The following is an 18896-nucleotide window of genomic DNA, read 5'->3' as shown; positions in this document are numbered from 1 at the left end:
CGGCTCGACGTCTAACCCCGGTAGCGGTTGCGCGCCAACAGCGTGGTGTGCAGATCCTCGATGAGCGGGTTGAGGAAGTCCTGCTTGTACTCGTCGTCACCGACCGACCGCGCGCTGACGTACATGAAGGTCAGCGAGATGAGGACGAGCGTCATGTGGATGAGCGACTGCGGCACCGGGATCGTCATGCCGAGAACGGTCCCGTCACTCGACCCGCCGCCGGTCCACTTGTTCAGCACCTCCGGGCTCAGCACGATGAGGCCGAGCACGAAATAGATTGCGGCCGTGCAGATCGCAACCATCATCAGATGCGCTATCTGCGCGCCGGCCAGCACCGCGATGACGTTGAGCCGCTCGCCACGCGTCAGCGGCTGCTCCTGCTGCGGGTCCGGTAGCTCGGCGAACGGCGTGCCGTCGAGTCGGTGCGATGTGTCGTGCGGGTCGGTGAGCGACGCGAGCATCGACTTCACTCGCGTGCGACTCGTGGACACCAGGAACGCCGACGTCACGAGGAAGAGGAAACCCAGTGCCGCCCAGAGGCGGTCGCGGCTGATCGACGCCGCCATCTGCCAGACGTAACTGTTGAAGAACACCACCACGGTCAGCAGCATCACCGGCAGGGCCCGAACGAACAGGCCGCCCATCGCGGCGGCCTGATTCATGGTCAACCGCACGGCCCAGCCCAGCACCGCGCCCGCACCGCTTGCCGTGACGAGGGCGATCATCACCACGACGGCGCCCGTGGTGAGCAGATGCCACAGGCCGCCCTGGATCAGGTCCGCAACCGCGCCGACGACCACCGACGCGATAGCCACCACGGCCTGCTTGCGGCGATCGCGCAGCCGAATCACCCACCGCGCGGCCCATGCCGCCACGGGGACGACGAGCACAAGGACCCCCAGCACCGCCGTCTCGGCGGGTGTGGGTGCGCCGTCGATGTAGATCTCGCTGGTGCCGAGCAGGAAGTAGACGATCAGCAGCGCGACGACCACGGCGGCGTAGGCGGCGAGCGCCGGGGCCATCCGGGACAGCAGATGATGCGACCGGCCCCCCACCGTCAGGACGGCGGGCAGACCGCGAGCGAGGAACCAGCTCTCGGGTGTGTGCTCGTCGATGCCCGAACCCTAGTCCAGCGTGCACTCGCGAACTGACGAACGCGACAGTATTCGTCCGGTTCAGTCTCGGTGAGTGGGATCACACCTTGTTGACAGGTCGGACCGAGATCCACCGTGTGCTGTCTACATCACCCTCAGGAGGACTTTTCCATGACGACACCGGTTCCACCCCGGCCCTGGATGAACGCGGGCAGGGTTCTCGGCATCGCGCTGGTCGCGTTCGCGCTGCTCGTCGGCGCCGCGATTCCCGCGTCCGCCGCCGAGTTGATGAGGGTGACGTTCGTGCGTCACGGCCAGTCGGCGGGTAACGCCTCCGGCAACATCGACACGTCGACCCCCGGCCCGCTGCTCACGCAGTTGGGCCAGGATCAGGCGAAGGCCGTCGTGCGCACGCTCGGCGCCAACAACTACGACGCCGTTTACGCGTCGACGATGATCCGCACCCAGCTGACGGCGGGTCCGACATCGGAGTTCCTGCACCTGCCGATTCACGTACTGCCCGGACTTCAGGAGATCGAGGCCGGCGTCTTCGAGGGCACCCCGGAGAGCCAGGCCCAGAACGGGTACGGACGGTTCCCGCTGGCGTGGGCGCTTGCCGGCCAGCGCGACCTGAGGATTCCCGGCTCGATCGACGGCAACGAGTTCGACGCGCGCGTCGACGGCGCGCTGCGCACCGTCTACGACAACGGCGACCGCAACTCCGTGGTGTTCTCCCACGGCGGCGCGATCATGTTCTGGACGATGATGAACGCAACGAACCTGACCGCGGAGCAGAAGCTCGACCTGCTGCGGACCGCCGCGCTGAAGAACACCGATTACGTTGTCGTCGAGGGCAATCCGACTGACGGCTGGCGCCTCGTCAACTGGAACGGCCGGGAGTTCGGCGCCCAGCCGACGCTCGAGGCCGACGTCCAGTTGCAGCTGCGGACGCTGCAGCGACAGCTCGCGGCGCAGGCCAGGAACGTGGCCGACGCGTTCGCGACGCTGAATCCGGCGAAGGTGCTCGCGGCGATCACCGCGAGCGCCGTCGAGGCCACGTACTCGGTGGTGAAGTTCGCCGGAGCGGTGACCAATCGAGTGGTGAAGGAACTCGCCACCCGCGTCGAGCCCACCGAAACGGTGACCACCGCGGCGGCGACCACGGCCACCCCGGCGGCTGCCGCCAGGACCGTCGCCGTCGAAGCCCCGGCGGCCACGTCGACCGGCCTAGTGACCACCCCCTCCACCGCCCCCGGCGTCGAGACCGGCGACGCGCCGAACCCGAAGTCGGAGAACACGGTTGACGACCACCCGGCCACGACGACCACCGAGGCGGCGGTGCCGTCCACCGGCGGGACCGACCTGACGGACGGTAACAAGGCGGTACCCGGCGCGACCGGTGAACCGCAGGGCGCCGTGTCCGGCGACGTCAAGGAGACGGTCGCGGTCGGCGTCGGTGCGGACTCCGGCACCGACGGCGGCGATACCGGCTCGGACAGCGCCGGCTCGGACGGTGCGGGCGGCGATTCCGAGTAGCCACCCGCTCTACAGTGGGACCGTGTCCGCGCCGGCGTCGATGGTGGCCAGGGTTGCCCTGATCGTCAACGCGTTCGATCGCGCGGGCACGGTGCTGCGCCTCGACGAGGTGGTCGACCGGACCGGGCTCCCCCGGTCCTCGACGCATCGAATCCTGAACCAGCTGCACACCTCCGGCCTGCTGCAGCACACGCCGGACAGTTATTCGTTGGCGGCGTCGTCGCTGCCCGCGTCGGGCGCCATCGATCACTCGCAGCTGCGCAGCGTCGCGTCGCCGGTTCTCGAGCGGCTGCACGCCGACACCGCGCTCGTCGTCCATCTCGGCGTACTCGCCGGCGCCGACGTCGTCTACCTCGACAAGGTCGCAGGCGGTGGCGGCGCGGCCGTGCCGACTCGGGTCGCGGGCCGGACGCCTGCGCACGCGAGCGCGCTGGGCAAGGCGATGCTCGCACGACTGCGCGCCGAGGACGTCGACGGAATCCTCGACGCCCCGCTGCGCAAGTGCACGCCCTCGACCATCGACGACCTGCCCACGCTGCACCAGGAGCTGGCGCGGATCAGGTCGCGGCGCGGGCTGGCCTACGACGATCAGGAGCTCGCCGTCGGCTTGGCGAGCATCGCGGCCCCCATCACGATGCCGGGCCCCCACCACGCGGGCCTGTCCCTCACCGGCGCGGCACCGGCGCAGCGATTGTCGCGGGTGGCGCCGTTCCTGTCCCGCGCCGCCAACGGCATCTCGGAGCGGCTCGGCAGGTCCCCGGCGGGCGCCGAACAGGTCGCGGCGGAGGCGGTCACCGAGGACATGCTGTCGCGCGTCCTGCGCACACTGTCCTCCGACGACTGGGTGTGAGTCACCAGATCAGGTCGTCGACGTCGAGGCCGACGGCGTGCCTGCCCACCACCGACAGCACCTGATCGACATTGCTCGCGACGTGCATGCGTGCGGTCTCCACGTCGCGCCGGATGCGTTCCAGCAGCGTCTCATCGACACCGGAGCGTGGATCGTCGGCGATCACACCGACCGCCCGCCACCCACGATCCGATGCCATCACCTGATCGCGCCGCGTGCGCAGCATCAGCTCGGCATCCGGATAACCGCCCGCGACAACGCATTCCACCTGCGCTGCCACATTGCGGCTGATCTGGCGAAGCGACAACTCGACGTCCGACCTGGCCATCGCAACCCGGCTCAGCGGTCGGTCGTCGCGGGTCCGCCGCAGCTCGAGCAGGCGTTGCGCCGCGCCCAGAATCGGAATGGTCCCCGCGAGGGTGTAGAGCGTCGGTTGCGGCAGCCTCTGCAGCGCGGGCACCTCCGGATCGAAGACCGTGTCGAGCCAGCTGAACACCCGGTGCTCGGGCACCAGCGCTCCGGTGACGACGACGTCGTCGGCCCCGATCCCGCGCAGTCCCAACCCGTTCCAGGTCGAGACGACGGTGTAGTCGGACGCGGGCAGAAGCACCGCGAGGAAATCCTGTGCAGCACCGTCGCTTCCGACCAGCAGCCCCGCGACGCTCAGCCACGACGCGTGCCGCGCACCCGTGCACCGGGTCCACCGTCCGGTCAGCCGGAAGCCGCCGTCGACGCGCTCCAGTCGGCCGGTCGGCGCGTACGAGGAGCAGAGGAGCGTCCGCGGATCGGCGCCCCAGATCTCCTGCAGCACCCGCTCGTCGCGTACCGAGAGTCCCCAGTTGTTGACCGCCAACCAGCCGGCGAGCCACCCCGTCGACATGCACGCCGACGACAGCTCGCGCGTAGCGGTCAGATACTCGTCCGGGTCGGCGTCCAGACCACCGTAGGCGGGCGGCTGCAGCAGTGCGAAATAGCCAGCGTCGTGCAGCCGCTCGATGACGAGCGGATCGACGGAGCCGGTGCGATCGACGTCGTCGGCCGCCCCGGTGATCTCGGGAAGCAGCGCTCGGACGGAGCTCAGAACGGACATGCCACGATCGTGTATACCAGTTGACGACCCCCGTGGAGGTGAGTATGCCGAAGACGAAAGCGCCGCTCGACGAGTTCGTCTGCACCGTAATCGAACTCGCCACCGCTGACAGTTCGCGCGGTTGGCTGGCCGCGATGTACGGCGCCGCCGCCTACGACGTGCCCGACCACGACGGGGCGAGGATCGCCGTCGGGCACCGCGGCACCGCGGACCACGTCGACGGGCGGCTGACCGGCAGGTGGGAGTCGGTGATCGGCGCCGAACACGCCGACCGGGTGCTGCTGTCCATCGGCCCGGCGAGCCGGGCGTTGCTCGCACGTGACGCCGTGCACGTCGAACCGGTTTCTCGCCGAACAGGTCTCGACGAAGCGGGCGTCTGCGAGGTCGTGGTGTACAACGCCGACGTCGAGCACGTTCTGACCGGTGCAGCCACTCCTGCGCTTGCGGCCGGTGCGGCGGCCGCCGTCGTCGGCTCGGCAGCAGGTGTCTGGCGGACACACGTCGATCACCTACGCGCGCGACTCGCCGTCGCGCACGGCGGCGACGAGGCCTTCGACGCCGTCGATGTCGCCCGCGCGGCGTCCGACATCGACGCCGCCACGCTGCAGATCGCCGCCGCGGCGGGGCAACCGGGTGTCGGCGCGGCGCCGTTCGTGCAGGCGGTCGCACGTGCCCGCGGCGCGGCGGACCGGCTGCTGGCGAGCAGTCGCCATGCTCTCGACGCGTCGAACCCGGTCGCGAGCAGGTGGCGCGACGTGCACGCCGGCTGTCTCATCGCAGCGCAGTTCCTCGACTGACCGCTACGGGGAGTGCGAATCCCCCGGTTCGAAGACGTCGATGGGCCGTACCGCCGAGAACATGAGCAGCGGTATGTGGCGACTCGTCGACCGCTGGTAGTTGATGTACGGCGGGAACAGGTGGCACATGTACTCCCACACGTTGTGCCGTTCGGTTCCCTCGGGTTCGTGCCAGGTGGCTTCGAACGCCTGCGTGGCGATCTGAACGTCGACGGTCTGGCCGGCGATGATGTTCAGATACCACTCCGGGTGCGTATCGGCGCCGCCCTTCGACGCCACGACGACGATCTCGCCGCCCACGTTGCCGTAGATCAGCGGCTTGACGTACACGCGTCCCGACGTGCGTCCCCGATACCGGACCAGGCAGTGCGTCGTGATCTCGCGGCCGCCGACCGAGGTCACGTCGAGGATGTGGCCCCGCGTGCCACCCGACTCCAGGTAGCTGGCCAGGTGCTCGGCCATGAAGTCCGCGCGTTCGGCGCGGATCTCGGCCGCGTCGACGTCGGCCATCAGCAGGGATCGCCGGGCGGCGTGTAGTAGGGCACTCCCTCGACGGTGTAGCAGGGCACCTCGCCGGGCACGTACGGGACGTGCTGCGACGCGATCGCGGCACCGACGGCGACGTCGCCCACGACGTTGGTACACCCGCCCGCTGCGAAGTGCCTGCCACCGGCGCCCGCGCAGACGTCGGCACTCGCCGGCGCGGCGAGGACGATGGGCGCGAGCGCGAGGCCCGCGGCGGAGATCAGAATCGCCGTGCGCTTCACGGAGAACTCCTCACTGCTCGATGGGGACCGGAGTGGGCCCACCAGGTGATTTTGACGGTGCGGTCAGCAAAAGTCCCGACAATGCGCAAACGCGTTTCGCGGCACCGCCGATCGCGTACCGTCCGGGTCGAGCGCAAGGGACATTAAGCCGTCTCCTGCAAGCACTTTGGGTAGCCTACGTTTGCTAGCGCCTTCGGCGTTTGTTCACTAGCTTGTCGGCCATGGTGGAGTCGGTGCGGTGACGGAGCGCAGCCTCGCCCACATCGGCGCACTGGTGGCACAACGGCGAAAAGAACTGGGCCTGACGCGATCCCGCGTGGCTCACCTCGCGGAGATCAACGCCCGCACCATCGCGGCGATCGAAGAGGGCACGCAATGGCCGCGACCCGACACCCAGACCAAAATCGAGTCCGCGCTCCAGTGGGCCGAGGGCAGCCTGGCCGACGCCCGGACGGGCGGCGTCCCGGAGGCGATCGTGCCGAGCACCATGCCCGCGCTCCAGGGGCGCAGCGACGCCGAGCTCTGGGATCTCATCACCTCGGGCACCCTCGACCCCGGTAGCCGCGCAGCCGTCGTCGCCGAGTACGAGAACCGGCAGGTGGCACAGCTGCCGGAACGGCTCGAGCGGCTGAGCAGGCACGGCCTGACGGCGGTGTCGCGGTACGTCGCGATCCTGCTCGAGTCCGCACCGTCGGAGGGTTTCGTCCGCCCCGCCGACGACGAGTCCTGAGCACACCTTCGATTAGTACAGATTCGCCTGTACCGTTGCCGTCATGGAGACGCTCGTCCATCGCGACGCCCTCGCCCGGTTCGGTTACGCCCTCTCCGACCCGACCCGCGCGCTCATCCTGCTGAGCCTGCGCGACGGCGGACGCTACCCGTCCGACCTGGCCGACGCGATCGGCGTCTCCCGGCAGATCGTGTCGAATCACCTCGCGTGCCTGCGCGGCTGCGGACTCGTCGTGGCGGAAGCGGAGGGACGACGCAGCCGATACGAACTCGCGGACCCGCGAATCACCCACGCGCTCAACGATATTCTGGGCTTGGTGCTGGACGTCGATCCCAACTGCTGCACCGAGAACGGTTGCAGCTGATGACGAACGTCAGCGCCGACCGGCGTCGCGTGCTGTCGCGGCGCATCCGATGGTTCGTCGCGGCGACGATCGCGTACAACGTCGTCGAGGCGGTGATCGCCCTGGCAGTTCGCCGGCCCCGATCACCGGCATCGCGCTCGCCGCGGTCAGCCTCGCCGTGATGCCCGTACTGTCCTCTCTCCGCCGTCCTTCTGGTGGGACTGCTGCTCAACGCGTTGTTCGGGTGGTCGTGGGCGGATCCCGTCGCGGCGCTCGTCATCGCGGCCTTCGCCGTGCGAGAGGGACTCGACGTCTGGCGGGGCGACGCCTGCTGCTGACCCCTACTCCACCCTGCTCCGCAGCGCGGCCAGCGACTTCGCCAGCAACCGGGATACGTGCATCTGCGAGTGCCCGATGCGCTCGGCGATCTGCGACTGACTCATGTTCTCGAAGAACCTCAACTGCAAGACGATTCGCTCCCGCTCCGGCAGCGACATGAGCAGCGGCCGCACCGTCTCCACGTCGACGACCTTCTCGATGTTGGCGTCGAGATCGCCGAACGTGTCGGCGATCGAGTAGCCGTCATCACCGCTGGAACCGATGGTCGCATCGGTGGAGCGTGTTGAGTAGGCGTTGGCCGCGATCAGTCCCTCCACGACCTCCTCGCGATCGACGCCGAGGTGCTCGGCGAGCTCAGTGGCGGTCGGTGCCCGGTTGAGTTCCTGCGAGAGTTCGGTTTTCGCCCGGTTCAGGCTCATGTTCAGTTCCTTGAGCCGGCGTGGAACCTTCACCGCCCAGCCGTGATCGCGGAAGTGCCTGCGGACCTCACCCATCATCGTCGGCACCGCGAAGCCGATGAACTCCGTCCCGGTTTCGACGTCGAACCGGTTCACCGCGTTCACCAGGCCGACGCGTGCCACCTGGAGGAGATCCTCGTGCGCCTCACCGCGGTTGCGAAACCGGCGGGCGATGTTCTCGGCCAGCGGCAGGCAGCGCTCGATGATCGCGTCGCGCTGCCTGCTGTAGGCGGTTGAGCCCTCCTCCAAGTCCGCCAGCCTGCGGAACATGTCGCTGACGTCGGAATAGTCGTTGGAGTATCCGGGCGCAATCGTCGCGTCGTCGATCATCCGACGGTGTTCGGCCGGAAGGTCATCGACACGCCCGCGACCGGGGGCTGCCCCTCGGCGGCGACGTTGTAGGCCTTCACGTCGTCGGCGAGGATGTTCAGCACATGGCCGGTGAACCCCTCGAGCGGGTCGTCGGTTAGGGCTCCCGCGGTGCAGACCTCGATGGCGAACTCGTCGGCCAGCCGGTTCACGATCACGCTGAGCGGCGCCCCCTGCGGATCCATGCGAAGGATCAGCGCGGTACACGCCTCGTCGATCGCCAGTTTGAGGTCGGCGACGGCATCCGGACCGAACCCGGCCGCGGCGGCGTGCGCCGAGATGACGGTGCGGAGCAACCCCAGTTTCGAGGGGTCGCCCGCGATCCGAATCTCGAGGGGACCGAATCCGTACGGGATGTCGTCGTTGCCAACGTCCATCAAGCACTCCTGCCTGCACTCGCCGACGCTCGTCCGGGACGGCGAAGACGCGGTTGCGTGATCACCGTGCCGGAAGCTCGACACGACGTTCGATCATGATAGGCGGTGACCGTCGGCGACGGTCAGGCGCTGGCGATCAGCGCATCCCAGTCGATCGCCACGACATCGGTGAAGCCGTCACAGCCGCACCGCCGAAAGGGGTGATCGTGCTGCTCGCCCTCGTCGCCGCAGTCGTTGCACCCGTGGCACGTGTCGAACGCGGAGTGTTCGGCCTTGCGGTGGCCGCAGCCGCACAACACGTCGAAACCACCGCGACCCGAAACGGGTAAAAGGTACGGCCTATCCATGTTTCGGATAGTACTGGTCGGTAATGTCGGAATCCAGTTAGAACAGCGAAGTTGCTCTGTGATTCGCATAACAGCATTTAACTGCATAAACGTCAAAGTGTGCGTTAACCGGGTATTGCGGTCGCGTGGACCCACCGTGGCTCCGTGATAGACACGGACGGTGACGGCTGCGCTCGGCGAGATCGACTTCACCGACCTGGACAACTTCGCGGCGGGCTTCCCGCACGACCTGTTCGCCGTTCACCGCCGGGATGCGCCCGTGTACTGGCACCGGCCGACCGAGCACACGCCCGACGGCGAGGGCTTCTGGTCGGTCGCCACCCACGCGGAGACTCTCGCGGTGTTCCGCGATCCGGAGACCTACTCATCGGTGACCGGCGGCAGCCGTCCCTACGGCGGCACGCTGCTGCAGGACCTCGCCGTCGCCGGCCAGGTACTGAACATGATGGACGACCCCAGACACTCGGCCGTCCGCCGGCTGGTCGCTTCCGGTCTCACCCCGCGGATGGTCAAGCGGGTTGAAGACGACCTGCGCGCCAGGGCGCGTCGGCTGCTCGACGGGGTCGTACCCGGCGAGCCGTTCGACTTCCTGGTCGACGTGGCCGCCGAGCTTCCCATGCAGATGATCTGCATCCTGCTCGGCGTGCCCGAGTCCGAACGACATTGGCTGTTCCACGCCATCGAGCCGCAGTTCGACTTCGGCAGCAGCCGCACGGCCGCCGTCGGCCAGCTGTCGCCGCAGGACGCCGCGTCGCGGATGTACGAGTACGGCCAGCAGCTCATCGCGGCCAAACGTGCCGACCCGACCGACGACATGCTGTCCGTCGTGGCCAACGCGTCGATGGACGGCCAGGCCCCGCTGTCCGACATCGAGCTCTACCTGTTCTTCAGCCTGCTGTTCAGCGCGGGCGCCGAGACCACGCGCAACTCCGTGGCCGGTGGCCTGCTGGCGCTGATCCAGCACCCCGATCAGTGGGAGCTCCTGCGCGCCGACCTCGCCGCCCTACCGACCGCCGTCGAGGAGATCGTCCGGTGGTCTTCGCCGTCGCCCTCGAAGCGCCGCACCGCCACGCGCGACGTCGAACTCGGTGGCTGCCACATCGAAGCGGGGCAGAAGGTGCAGATCTGGGAGGGTTCGGCAAACCGCGACGAGACGGTGTTCGTCGACGCGTCCCGGTTCGACGTGACGCGAACGCCCAACCCGCACCTGGGTTTCGGGCAGGGCGTGCACTACTGCCTCGGCGCGAACCTGGCCCGTCTCGAACTGCGGGTGCTCTTCGAGGAACTGCTGGCCAGGTTCTCGAGCGTCCGACTGGTGACGCCCGTCGAGTGGACGAGAAGCAATCGCCACACCGGGATTCGGCATCTCGTCGTCGAGGTGGCCCGCTAGCTTTCGGGCAGCGGCTCCCAGTCCCGTGACACCGAACGCGTCCACGTCGGCGTGCGGCGGGCCAGGAACGCCTCGACGCCCTCGCGGGCATCGGCGTGTCCCATCACCCGGCGATGCAGGTCCGTCTCGAGATCCGCGACCCGTCGCGGCGGATACCCCTTGATCACCGTGTCCCACAGCAGGCGTTTGCTCAGCGCGGCCGACATCGGCGCCACGTTCTCCGCGATGTCGCGCGCAACCCGCAGCGCCTCATCGAGTACGGCGCCCGCCGGAACCGCCCTGCTGGCGATACCCGTGGCCACCGCTTCCGCGCCGTCGAAGGTGCGCCCCGTCAACAACAGGTCGGCGGCGACCGCCACCCCCGCGATGTGCGGCAACGTCCAGTGCGACATGCAATCCGGGATGACGCCCCGCCGAACCTGCGCCACCGCGTACTTCGCGTCCGCCGCCATGATCCGGATGTCGGCCTGCAGTGCGATGGTGAGGCCGATCCCGATGGCGTGGCCGTTGACCGCCGCGATCACCGGGGTACGCAGTTCGAAGGCGGCCGGATCGGTGGGCGAGGCGGTGAACCCGTCAGCGTCACCGGGCGCATCGAAAGGTCTTGTCGCGGAGGAGAAGTCCGCACCGGCGCAGAACGCGTCGCCGGCTCCCGTCAGGACGATCGCGCGGACGGCGTCGTCGTCGTCGCACTCGACGTAGGCCTTGTTCAGCGACGCGCCCATGGCCGCGGTGTAGGCGTTCCGGCGGTCGGGCCGGTTCAGGGTCAGCACCGCGACGCCGTCGGACACGTGGACCGTCAGGTCGGGCATGACTGCGAATCTATCCGAGATCGCCAACCGGTTTCATTGACGGTCGTCATTGACGACTGCCAGTGAAACGGCTAGCGTGCGGATATGCCGACGTCGAGCACCCTGACCGCGCGTCAGGCGCGGATGCAGGAGACGCGTGCGCGGTTGTTCGACGCCGCACTGGCCGAGATCGGCCGGTCCGGCCTGGCCGGCGCCGACGTGACCGCGATCGCGAACGCGGCCGGCGTCGTGCGCGGCACCTTCTACTTCCACTTCCCGACGAAGGAGCACGTCCTCGTCGAGTTGGAGCGCAACGAAGAGGCCAGGATCGTCGCCGAACTCGACATCGCCCCGAGCGACGGCGCCGACCTCGAGTCCGTGTTGTCGCTGCTGGTGGCCCGAGTGGTCGCCGCCGAACGACGTTTGGGCGCCGTCGTCTTCCGCGAGATGCTGGGACTGCACTTCTCCGCGAACCGGCCCGTTGAGGACGAAGTCCCGCAGCATCCGCTGGCGGAGTTCGTCATCACGGCGATCACCACCGCACAGCGCGCGGGCCGCGTCGCCGCGGACGGCGACGCAGCCGAACTCGGGGTGTTCTTCCTGACCGGCCTCTTCGCGCTGCTCGCCACCGGCGCATACACGTCCACGACGGCGGACGACGTCGTCGGGCGATACGTCAGAACCATCGTCAAGGGAATGGAAAAACGATGAGCGACAACAGAATCGACGGCTATCGCGATTTCCTCAGACGACGTGACGGAGAGGCCGATCTACTGAATCGCCGACTGGCGAATCGCGAAACGTTCTTCAACGACCTGGAGTCGAATCCCGTCCGTTCGGCGCAGCCCGCGGACAGCGCGACGTTCCTGCGCAACCTGCGTCGCCGCACACCCGAAGCCGGCCTCGACCGCAAGATGCTGTTCCTGCTCGCGACCGCGAAACTCAACCAAGCCGAGCGTTTCGGGGTGGGACTCGGCGAGACGTACGGCCTGAACAGCGACGCGGATCTACCCCCCGAGCGGGTGTATCTGGAACTCGAAGAGCATTACCACACAAGACTTCTGGCGTACGTGCTGGACGTCTTCGACCTGACTTTTCAGGTGGTGCCACCGCCGTTCGTCATGCGCCAGCTCGTCAAGGCCGGCGTCTTCCTGCCGGAACGCCTGGGCTTCGTGTTCGTCGGAGCGGCGGAGATGGCGGGGTGCATCATGTTCGACGAACTGCGCCGCGTCGGCGACGAACTGTTCGCCGACGAACCCGACGTCCGCGAGCGGGTCCACACGCTGTACACGGAGATCCTCACCGACGAGGTCGGACACGTCGGGTACTGCGCGTCGCGGTGCACACGGGCGGAACGCGCCGTCATGCGCCGGCTCTACCCGCTGATCGGCCGGGTGTTCGCCCGCCAGACCGTCGAGATCAGCCTCCTCATCGATCCCGCGGGGATACGCGCACGGCTCGACCGGCCCTTCGTCGTGGACGAACTGACGGCCGGGCTGACCAATGAGACCTACGTCGTCACGCATCCCTGACCGAGCGGCGGATTCGGCGGCCCTGTGACCGGGAACACTCGCCGCATGGCATTCAAACTGACGTACACGGACGGCGCTGAAGCGGATTACGACGACGACACCGCATGGGAGGTCGACGACGGCGTGCTCAAGATCGGGCGCACCGAGGGCGACTGGAGCGTCCTGGTGTCGCCGAGCCACTGGGCCGTGATCGAGGTCGGCGGCGCGACGACGGCGAAGGACGAGTCGGACGATGACCAGGACACCGGTGAGGACGACGCTGACGACAAGGACGAGGACACGAAGAAGGACGAGGACTGAGCCGGACCCCTCGACCGGCTCAGCCCAGGCTGGACGCGATCTTCGCGTCCTGCTTGCCCGCGACGTCCAGCACGAACTCCGGCGGCACGGGATCTCCCGCGATGCTGTCGAATTCGAGCGTGGTGAACGCGTTGCCCTCAACGAACAGCAGCACCGTGACCTCCTTCGACCCGTCCGGTGAGGTACCCGCCACCATCACCGAGTCGGTGCCTACGTTCGCGACCTCGGGAGTGCCTCCGACCACCGCGGCACTCAGCGCCCCCTGCGCGCCCTGGAAGGCCACGACCGCGGCGTCCGCATCCGGGAGGACCAGGATGGTGTCACCGATCTGACGGGTGTCATCGCCGTTGGAGAACACCGTCGCCACACCCGGCTGCCCGTTCTGATGCAGGCCGAATCGGTGTCCGCGGCGACGGGTGAGCGGGTCTGGGATGCGCAGCTGTCCGCCCGGCGGCTGCGGTTGATCGCGCGGGCTACGGCTATCCGACCGGTGCCGGTCGCGGACCCCTGACGAGACCGCCCGGCCGGCTGTCGGTCAGTTCGCCGCCGGCGACGATGGTTTCGCCGAGCACCAGCGTTTCGACGTAGCCGTCGGCTCGCTGAATCAGGCGACCGGCCCCCGCGGGCAGATCCTCCACACGCTCCGGGTAGTGCAGGCCGAGATCGTCGAGGTCGATGAGGTTGATGTCGGCGCGTCGACCCGGCGCCAGCACGCCCCGGTCACCGAGTCCGTAGAACGCCGCCGGATCGCCCGTCAGTCGGTGCACCGCCGTCTCGAGCGGGATTCGCGGTCCGCGGGTCCGGTCGCGCACCCAGTACGACATCAGATACGTGGTCATGCTGGCGTCGCAGATGATCCCGCAGTGCGCTCCCCCGTCACCGAGGCCCTGCAGGCTCACCGGATCCGACATCATGTCGTGCAAATGGTCGTAGTTGTTGCCCGCGTAGTTCAGCAGAGGCAGCAGCAGGAACTCGCGACCGTCGGCGCCGAGCAGCGTGTCGTAGGTGACGTCCCACGGGTCGCGGTTCTCGCGCTCGGCAATCGCGGCGATGCTGCCGTCGGCGGACGGTTCGTAGTCGAGGCGATCGCCCAGCGGATAGAGCCGCTTGAACGTGTAGCGGTTGAGTTGATCGGCCGACGGCCCGTCGCCGGCGTCCGGAGTCTCCGCGAGGATGCGGGCCTTCATCTCGGGGTTCCGGAGCACCCGAACGCGCTCGCCCAGCGGAAGTTCCATCAGCGCGCGGTACGTCGGGCGGTGCCGGAACGGGTTCATCCGCGACTGATGACCCATCAGCATTCCGAACGCGCGACTGGCCACCTGCGGTCGGACGTTGGCCCCTGCACGGTTCGCGTCACGCACCGCACGGAACCAGCGCCGCCAGTCGTGCGGATCCTGCTCGTTGACCATCGCCAAAAAGGTCAACGGCATGCCGAACCGCGCACCCAGCCTGCTGATCCACTTCACCTCGGCGTCGATCGAATGGCGTTGGTCACCACCCATCTCGCCACCGACACCGGCCGGAACCACCTGCAGCACACCGGTTCCCGCGTCCACCATCGCCGACATCAGGGCCACCAGTTCGTCCTCCTCCGAGAACGTGCCGGGAACCGGTTCGCCGCTGAGACTGCGATGCCCGGCGGTCCTGCCGAACGACATGCCCAGCGCGCCCGCGCGCAGACCCTCGGTGACGGCTCGGCTCATCGCAGCCAGGTCGTCCGCGGTCGGAGCGTCGAGCGCACGGTCACCCATCACGTAGGCGCGCAACGCCGCCTGCGGCAGTTGCGTGCCGACGTCCACCGCGCGCGGCATCCGCTCGAGGGCGTCGAGGTACTCGCCGAACGTCTCCCACTCCCACGTGATCCCCTCCGCCAGCGCGCTTCCGGGGATGTCCTCGACGCCCTCCATGAGTTCGATGAGCCAGTCGTGGCGATCGGGTTTCACGGGTGCGAACCCGATGCCGCAGTTACCCATGATCGCCGTGGTGACTCCGTGCCAGCACGACGGCGTCAGGTGCGGATCCCAGGTGGCCTGCCCGTCGAAATGCGTGTGCACATCCACGAATCCCGGTGTGACGGTGAGCCAGTCGGCGTCGATCGTACGTCGCGCCGTTCCGTCGACTCGGCCCACCTCGACGATGACACCGTCAGTGACCGCGACGTCGGCGGTGCGTGTTGCGGCTCCGGTACCGTCGACGACCGTGCCGCCGCGAATGATCACGTCGTAGCTCACGACACCCTCCTGGTGGCTCCGGCGTAGCCGAGCGCGTGCGCGTAGGTGGACAGGTTGTCCGCGGTGATCCTGGCGTGCACGCGGCGTTCCAGCAGCGCCCGAAGAAGTGGGTTGTACGCGTGGTAGGTCTCGTGGAAGGTCAGCAGCGTCGAGCCGTCCGGCTGTTCGGACAGCGAGTGATAGCCCTCGGCGCGCGACCACAGCGGCTTGCTGATCGAGACGTACCTCGAGATCTCGTTGACCCTCGCCTCGGTGACGACCTCCCACGACCTCGCCTTGCCACCTGACAGTAGGTACCGGGGTACGTCGAAGACGCAGGTGCGTACCAATCCCTCGCCGGCGTCGTCGCCCTCGCGCAGGACTTCGATGCTGCCCGCCGGGTAGGTGATGATGCGGGGCGACGGCGCGTCCGCGGGCACCGGTGGGTGCAGGACGCGCCACACCCGGCGGACGGGTGCGTCGATCGCGAAAGTCGCTGTGCTCGAGATCATTACCGCTCACCCCAGGCGTTCCACGACGTGACGGTCTCAGGTGGCGGACGGGAGGCGGGCTTGAATTCGGTGCCCAGGGTGTAGGCCACCGGGAAGAGCGCGACCTGGGTCACGGTGTCGGGGATTCCCAGCAGTTCGGCGACCTCCTTCTCCTTGGCCAGATGCAGCGTCGTCCACACCGAGCCGAGGCCGCGCGCGCGCAGTGCGAGCAGGAAACTCCACGCGGCCGGGATGATCGACGCCCACGCCGACGCGGCGACCACCAGGTCGCTGCCGTCGAAACGCCTTTCGATGCAGGGGATGACGAAGACGGGGACGTCGGCGAGGATCGCGGTGAGAGCGTGCGCGCTCTCGTACACCCGACGGTTCTGCGGATCGGACGCCGTGCGGGCGGCGTGCTCGAGATAGGCCTCGCCGACAGCGCGATAGAGCGCCGCGATCGCCGCGCGCTTCTCGGCGTCGGTGACCACCAGCCAGCGCCAGTTCTGCTCGTTGCTTGCCGTCGGCGCCTGCATCGCCAGTCGCAGACAGTCGAGGATGACCTCGCGTTCGACCGGACGCGTCAGGTCCAATCTCCGTCGCACGGCACGCGTTGTCGAAAGCACCTCGTCGACCGACTCGATATCCACCACGTTCCGTCCGCTCGAACCCTAGGTGTCTATTTTTATAGCCTTAGCGTCAGGCAGACAAGGGTCGCGTTCCGCAGCGAGGGCGGGTTCGGTCAGGCGGGCTTGTGGAACGTGTACACGCGGTACTGCAGCAGGCCGGCCTTCGTCAGCCACTTGATCCAGCGGGTTCCCACGACCATCGTCTTCTTCGCGTCTTCCGACCCCTGCTCGCGGAAGAACTTGATCAGGAAGGGATACGTCGGCAGCGTGTTCCTGCGGATGTTGCGGTTCGCCTCGAGCTGCAGTCCGGCCCGCTTGCCCAGGGTCTTGTAGGACCGGATGGGCACGGTGCCGAGCGTGCCGTAGGACTTCGCGATCCGCGAGCGAACGCCCACCCAGATCGGCGTCTTGGCGAAGAAGGCCATCGTGGGTACGAAGTCGGACACCGCCAGGTAACCGCCCGGCTTGAGGACTCGCGCCGCTTCGGCGAGGAACTTCTCGCGTGAGGGGAAGTGGAAGATGCACTCGACGGCCAGCACGCGGTCGAAGGAGTTGTCCTCGAACGGCAGGTCACACGCGTCGGCCTCGACCCAACCGATCGTGTTGCCGTTGGCCGCCGTGGTCTGTGCCTCCGCGGCGGCGAGCTGGCGCGGATCGATGTTCAAGCCGGTGATGTCCATGCCCGAGTGAGCGGCGTTGATCGACTGGATGGTGCCGCCGAATCCGCACCCGACGTCGAGCAACTTCTGCCCGTCGGCGACCTTGCCGGCCTTCAACAGCTCGACGTCCATCTGCTTCATCGCCGCGATGTAATCGGCCCTGGTGCCGTCGGCGGCCTTGGGATCCTCCCAGTACCCCCAGTGCACCTGCTCTTCCCACAGCTGGCCGGTCTCGCCCCCGTCCTGCCGCTCGTCCATCAGCAGGTCGAAATAGGGCAGGTCAGCCATGGGCGGACCGTACCACGGTCGGCACGTCATTCAGTGGCAGCGCACCGATGGTCACATCGTGGGCATGAACTCGGCGAGCGCCCAGATCATGCACACCACCATGGCGAGCCCGATCAGACCGCCCGCCGGAATCATCGCCACGCACACCGCCACCCAGACGAGCAGCCTGGGCCATTCGAACGGCTGGTTGCCCACGACGCCGCCGCGGCGCGCCCGAACTGCGTGGTAGGTCGCCCACACCCCGGCGCCTGCGGCGGCACACGCGATGATCTTCACGCCGTCGGGAGCGACCCCCAGCGCGACGATGGCCGTGATCGCCACCGCGGCCAGACGTCCCCACACCGCCAGGCGATTCCCGACCGACGGGTTCACCGTGTGATCCCGTTCCGGCTCGCCGCGGTAGCGCGGCACCCGGCCTTCGACTCCGAATGCTCGCCACAGCCACCGGGACCACACCGTGCGCAGTCCGAGGTCGTCGGCGATCCGCCGGACGTCGGCGGCACCCTCGGCCATCATCCGTCGCGACTCCGGGCTTCTCCAGTACGCCGTCTTGAACACCCGCCGCGGCACGCCGAACTCCCTGGCGAAGTTGCGTGGCGGTCCCATCGACTCGCCGATCAGCCACCGCAGATAGAAGGGGAACGCGATCGCGTAGGTGGCCCGTCGGAAACGACCGAGACCGTGCATCCGCTCAGCCAGATAGTCGTCGGCGAACGTGATGTGGCGGGCTTCCTCCGCCAGGTGGATGTAGGTGACCTTGTTGAGCAGCGGCGGCACGTTCGCAGCACCGCGATGCTGCAGCGTCTGCTGATAATGCAGCGGCTGCTCGCCGCACAACACCCCGATGAAGTGGAAGATGCTCGCGTAGCCGCCGATGAAACCCAGGATCGGCCCGATGATCCGGGAACCTCGCCGCATACCGGGAACGTCCTCCCCGGTGCGGTTGATGAACTCCTGGAACATCATGATGTGGTTGGCCTCGTCGACCAGTTCGTGCATGAGATAGCGAAACACCGGCGAGCCGTTGGGCAGGGCACCCGCGGAGTGCACGACCCCGCGGATCAGCATCTGCTCGAACTGGATCGTCGCCTTGAGGGTGTTCGCGGTGATCCAGCGGCCCATGTCGATGCGCTTCTGCACCGACTGTTCGGCGTACCACTCCGTCGCCGCGAGTGGATCCGTCGCCGGGTCCAGCTCCCACCGGGGATCGTCCTTGTCCAGCACGTTGTCCGGGGCGTCCCAGTCGATATCGCGGTACGGCTCGAAGCTCAGCCGGGTGGTTGCCTCGGAAAGGGCCTCGACCCGGTCGAAATAGGTGTCCTGAGCTGTGAGGTCCGTGTCGTCGGTGGCCGTCACATCGGGCTCCGGTCACTGTGCACGATGGCACCCAGCAAGCCGCTCAGCGACGTCCAAGGCGTTCTCATATGTGCAATCCATGCTCTCGTCCGTGGACAGTAAAGCGGCTGACTTCGCGATTACTGTAGGGCCTGAGCGGTTGCGATGGGTCAC

Annotated in this window: 23 protein-coding genes and 1 pseudogene; 10 read left to right on the top strand and 14 right to left on the bottom strand. The window is 68.0% G+C overall.

The genetic code is table 11. From position 1 onward, the window contains the following. Positions 1-11: 11 nt before the first annotated feature. Entirely contained in the window at positions 12-1055 is a 1044-nt protein-coding gene (locus NM203_RS06475) for a hypothetical protein (protein ID WP_255058901.1), read from the bottom strand. Between the two features lie 210 nt (positions 1056-1265). On the opposite strand from NM203_RS06475, the gene NM203_RS06470 reads away from it, so the two are divergent. Both NM203_RS06470 and NM203_RS06465 read left to right on the top strand, forming a co-directional pair. Next, positions 1266-2630 carry a histidine phosphatase family protein gene (locus NM203_RS06470; RefSeq protein ID WP_255058900.1) on the top strand — a complete coding sequence of 455 codons (1365 nt, stop codon included), beginning with the start codon at positions 1266-1268 and terminating at the stop codon, positions 2628-2630. Between the two features lie 22 nt (positions 2631-2652). Next, positions 2653-3480: an IclR family transcriptional regulator gene (locus NM203_RS06465; RefSeq protein WP_255058899.1), complete on the top strand. Its 828-nt coding sequence runs from the start codon at positions 2653-2655 to the stop codon at positions 3478-3480. A 1-nt stretch (position 3481) separates the two neighbouring features. On the opposite strand, the gene NM203_RS06460 is transcribed toward NM203_RS06465, so the two are convergent. Beyond that, on the bottom strand, positions 3482-4570 hold the full coding sequence (locus NM203_RS06460) for an acyl-CoA dehydrogenase family protein (protein ID WP_255058897.1): 1089 nt from the start codon (positions 4568-4570) through the stop codon (positions 3482-3484). Between the two features lie 44 nt (positions 4571-4614). Between NM203_RS06460 and NM203_RS06455 the strand changes: the two genes are divergently transcribed. Next, positions 4615-5367 (top strand): acyl-CoA dehydrogenase family protein, encoded by a 753-nt coding sequence (locus NM203_RS06455; RefSeq protein WP_255058895.1) that lies wholly within the window; start codon positions 4615-4617, stop codon positions 5365-5367. A gap of 3 nt (positions 5368-5370) precedes the next feature. Here NM203_RS06455 and NM203_RS06450 read toward each other — a convergent pair whose 3' ends face one another. Then, on the bottom strand, positions 5371-5877 hold the full coding sequence (locus tag NM203_RS06450; protein WP_255058894.1) for a nitroreductase/quinone reductase family protein: 507 nt from the start codon (positions 5875-5877) through the stop codon (positions 5371-5373). Then, positions 5877-6134, bottom strand: coding sequence for a hypothetical protein (locus NM203_RS06445; protein WP_255058892.1), 258 nt, complete (start codon positions 6132-6134; stop codon positions 5877-5879). Before NM203_RS06445 ends, NM203_RS06450 begins: the two co-directional genes overlap by 1 nt. A 238-nt stretch (positions 6135-6372) precedes the next feature. On the opposite strand from NM203_RS06445, the gene NM203_RS06440 reads away from it, so the two are divergent. The 3 genes and pseudogenes from NM203_RS06440 to NM203_RS06430 all read left to right on the top strand — a co-directional run bounded on the left by NM203_RS06440 (position 6373) and on the right by NM203_RS06430 (position 7545). Further along, positions 6373-6864 (top strand): helix-turn-helix domain-containing protein, encoded by a 492-nt coding sequence (locus tag NM203_RS06440; RefSeq protein ID WP_255058890.1) that lies wholly within the window; start codon positions 6373-6375, stop codon positions 6862-6864. Positions 6865-6907: 43 nt separating this feature from the next. Continuing rightward, positions 6908-7228: an ArsR/SmtB family transcription factor gene (locus NM203_RS06435; RefSeq protein ID WP_255058889.1), complete on the top strand. Its 321-nt coding sequence runs from the start codon at positions 6908-6910 to the stop codon at positions 7226-7228. Beyond that, positions 7228-7545, top strand: a pseudogene (locus tag NM203_RS06430) (hypothetical protein). The gene NM203_RS06435 and the pseudogene NM203_RS06430 overlap by 1 nt, the downstream one beginning before the upstream one ends. Before the next feature lie 3 nt (positions 7546-7548). Here the strand turns inward: NM203_RS06430 and NM203_RS06425 are convergent. From NM203_RS06425 to NM203_RS06415, 3 genes are all read right to left on the bottom strand, one after another. Continuing rightward, entirely contained in the window at positions 7549-8334 is a 786-nt protein-coding gene (locus tag NM203_RS06425) for a SigB/SigF/SigG family RNA polymerase sigma factor (protein WP_255058887.1), read from the bottom strand. After that, entirely contained in the window at positions 8331-8750 is a 420-nt protein-coding gene (locus NM203_RS06420) for an ATP-binding protein (RefSeq protein ID WP_255058886.1), read from the bottom strand. Before NM203_RS06420 ends, NM203_RS06425 begins: the two co-directional genes overlap by 4 nt. A 122-nt stretch (positions 8751-8872) precedes the next feature. Next, complete coding sequence (locus NM203_RS06415; RefSeq protein WP_255058885.1) at positions 8873-9097, bottom strand: hypothetical protein; 225 nt, start codon at positions 9095-9097, stop codon at positions 8873-8875. Between the two features lie 160 nt (positions 9098-9257). Here NM203_RS06415 and NM203_RS06410 point away from each other — a divergent pair, with 160 nt between their 5' ends. After that, a complete protein-coding gene (locus NM203_RS06410) occupies positions 9258-10487 on the top strand; it encodes a cytochrome P450 (RefSeq protein WP_255058883.1) in 1230 nt (409 codons plus the stop codon). Here the strand turns inward: NM203_RS06410 and NM203_RS06405 are convergent. Next, entirely contained in the window at positions 10484-11299 is an 816-nt protein-coding gene (locus tag NM203_RS06405; RefSeq protein ID WP_255058882.1) for an enoyl-CoA hydratase/isomerase family protein, read from the bottom strand. The genes NM203_RS06410 and NM203_RS06405 overlap by 4 nt on opposite strands. 84 nt (positions 11300-11383) lie before the next feature. On the opposite strand from NM203_RS06405, the gene NM203_RS06400 reads away from it, so the two are divergent. Genes NM203_RS06400 through NM203_RS06390 form a run of 3 tightly spaced genes read left to right on the top strand, consistent with a single transcriptional unit; the run spans position 11384 to position 13110 of the window. Further along, entirely contained in the window at positions 11384-11989 is a 606-nt protein-coding gene (locus NM203_RS06400; RefSeq protein ID WP_255058881.1) for a TetR/AcrR family transcriptional regulator, read from the top strand. Next, the gene (locus NM203_RS06395) at positions 11986-12810 is read left to right on the top strand and encodes a hypothetical protein (protein WP_255058880.1); all 825 of its coding nucleotides are present in this window, start codon (positions 11986-11988) and stop codon (positions 12808-12810) included. The genes NM203_RS06400 and NM203_RS06395 overlap by 4 nt, the downstream gene beginning before the upstream one ends. A 45-nt stretch (positions 12811-12855) precedes the next feature. After that, positions 12856-13110, top strand: a complete 255-nt coding sequence (locus NM203_RS06390) for a hypothetical protein (RefSeq protein WP_255058878.1) — start codon at positions 12856-12858, stop codon at positions 13108-13110. Positions 13111-13129: 19 nt separating this feature from the next. Here the strand turns inward: NM203_RS06390 and NM203_RS06385 are convergent, their stop codons facing one another. From NM203_RS06385 to NM203_RS06360, 6 genes are all read right to left on the bottom strand, one after another. Then, entirely contained in the window at positions 13130-13477 is a 348-nt protein-coding gene (locus tag NM203_RS06385) for a hypothetical protein (RefSeq protein WP_255058877.1), read from the bottom strand. A 112-nt stretch (positions 13478-13589) separates the two neighbouring features. Further along, positions 13590-15341: an N-acyl-D-amino-acid deacylase family protein gene (locus NM203_RS06380; protein ID WP_255058875.1), complete on the bottom strand. Its 1752-nt coding sequence runs from the start codon at positions 15339-15341 to the stop codon at positions 13590-13592. Beyond that, a complete protein-coding gene (locus NM203_RS06375) occupies positions 15338-15832 on the bottom strand; it encodes an SRPBCC family protein (RefSeq protein WP_255058874.1) in 495 nt (164 codons plus the stop codon). Before NM203_RS06375 ends, NM203_RS06380 begins: the two co-directional genes overlap by 4 nt. Then, on the bottom strand, positions 15832-16461 hold the full coding sequence (locus tag NM203_RS06370; RefSeq protein ID WP_255059139.1) for a nitroreductase family protein: 630 nt from the start codon (positions 16459-16461) through the stop codon (positions 15832-15834). Before NM203_RS06370 ends, NM203_RS06375 begins: the two co-directional genes overlap by 1 nt. Positions 16462-16553: 92 nt before the next feature. Continuing rightward, the gene (locus tag NM203_RS06365) at positions 16554-17387 is read right to left on the bottom strand and encodes a class I SAM-dependent methyltransferase (RefSeq protein WP_255058872.1); all 834 of its coding nucleotides are present in this window, start codon (positions 17385-17387) and stop codon (positions 16554-16556) included. Positions 17388-17438: 51 nt separating this feature from the next. Continuing rightward, a complete protein-coding gene (locus NM203_RS06360) occupies positions 17439-18743 on the bottom strand; it encodes an AurF N-oxygenase family protein (protein ID WP_255058871.1) in 1305 nt (434 codons plus the stop codon). Positions 18744-18896: the final 153 nt, after the last annotated feature.

The sequence above is a fragment of the Mycolicibacterium arenosum genome (assembly GCF_024320865.1).
Classification (GTDB): domain Bacteria; phylum Actinomycetota; class Actinomycetes; order Mycobacteriales; family Mycobacteriaceae; genus Mycobacterium; species Mycobacterium arenosum.
Note: the sequence above shows the minus strand (reverse complement) of the source record. Positions and strands in the feature narration are given on the sequence as shown.

What these genes read in the sequence shown, in the direction of transcription:
- NM203_RS06470 (WP_255058900.1), top strand. Translation starts at nt 1,266, where the DNA reads ATGACGACACCGGTTCCACCCCGGCCCTGGATGAACGCGGGCAGGGTT.
- NM203_RS06460 (WP_255058897.1), bottom strand. Translation starts at nt 4,570, where the DNA reads ATGTCCGTTCTGAGCTCCGTCCGAGCGCTGCTTCCCGAGATCACCGGG.
- NM203_RS06455 (WP_255058895.1), top strand. Translation starts at nt 4,615, where the DNA reads ATGCCGAAGACGAAAGCGCCGCTCGACGAGTTCGTCTGCACCGTAATC.
- NM203_RS06450 (WP_255058894.1), bottom strand. Translation starts at nt 5,877, where the DNA reads ATGGCCGACGTCGACGCGGCCGAGATCCGCGCCGAACGCGCGGACTTC.
- NM203_RS06435 (WP_255058889.1), top strand. Translation starts at nt 6,908, where the DNA reads ATGGAGACGCTCGTCCATCGCGACGCCCTCGCCCGGTTCGGTTACGCC.
- NM203_RS06425 (WP_255058887.1), bottom strand. Translation starts at nt 8,334, where the DNA reads ATGATCGACGACGCGACGATTGCGCCCGGATACTCCAACGACTATTCC.
- NM203_RS06420 (WP_255058886.1), bottom strand. Translation starts at nt 8,750, where the DNA reads ATGGACGTTGGCAACGACGACATCCCGTACGGATTCGGTCCCCTCGAG.
- NM203_RS06415 (WP_255058885.1), bottom strand. Translation starts at nt 9,097, where the DNA reads ATGGATAGGCCGTACCTTTTACCCGTTTCGGGTCGCGGTGGTTTCGAC.
- NM203_RS06405 (WP_255058882.1), bottom strand. Translation starts at nt 11,299, where the DNA reads ATGCCCGACCTGACGGTCCACGTGTCCGACGGCGTCGCGGTGCTGACC.
- NM203_RS06400 (WP_255058881.1), top strand. Translation starts at nt 11,384, where the DNA reads ATGCCGACGTCGAGCACCCTGACCGCGCGTCAGGCGCGGATGCAGGAG.
- NM203_RS06395 (WP_255058880.1), top strand. Translation starts at nt 11,986, where the DNA reads ATGAGCGACAACAGAATCGACGGCTATCGCGATTTCCTCAGACGACGT.
- NM203_RS06390 (WP_255058878.1), top strand. Translation starts at nt 12,856, where the DNA reads ATGGCATTCAAACTGACGTACACGGACGGCGCTGAAGCGGATTACGAC.
- NM203_RS06375 (WP_255058874.1), bottom strand. Translation starts at nt 15,832, where the DNA reads ATGATCTCGAGCACAGCGACTTTCGCGATCGACGCACCCGTCCGCCGG.
- NM203_RS06365 (WP_255058872.1), bottom strand. Translation starts at nt 17,387, where the DNA reads ATGGCTGACCTGCCCTATTTCGACCTGCTGATGGACGAGCGGCAGGAC.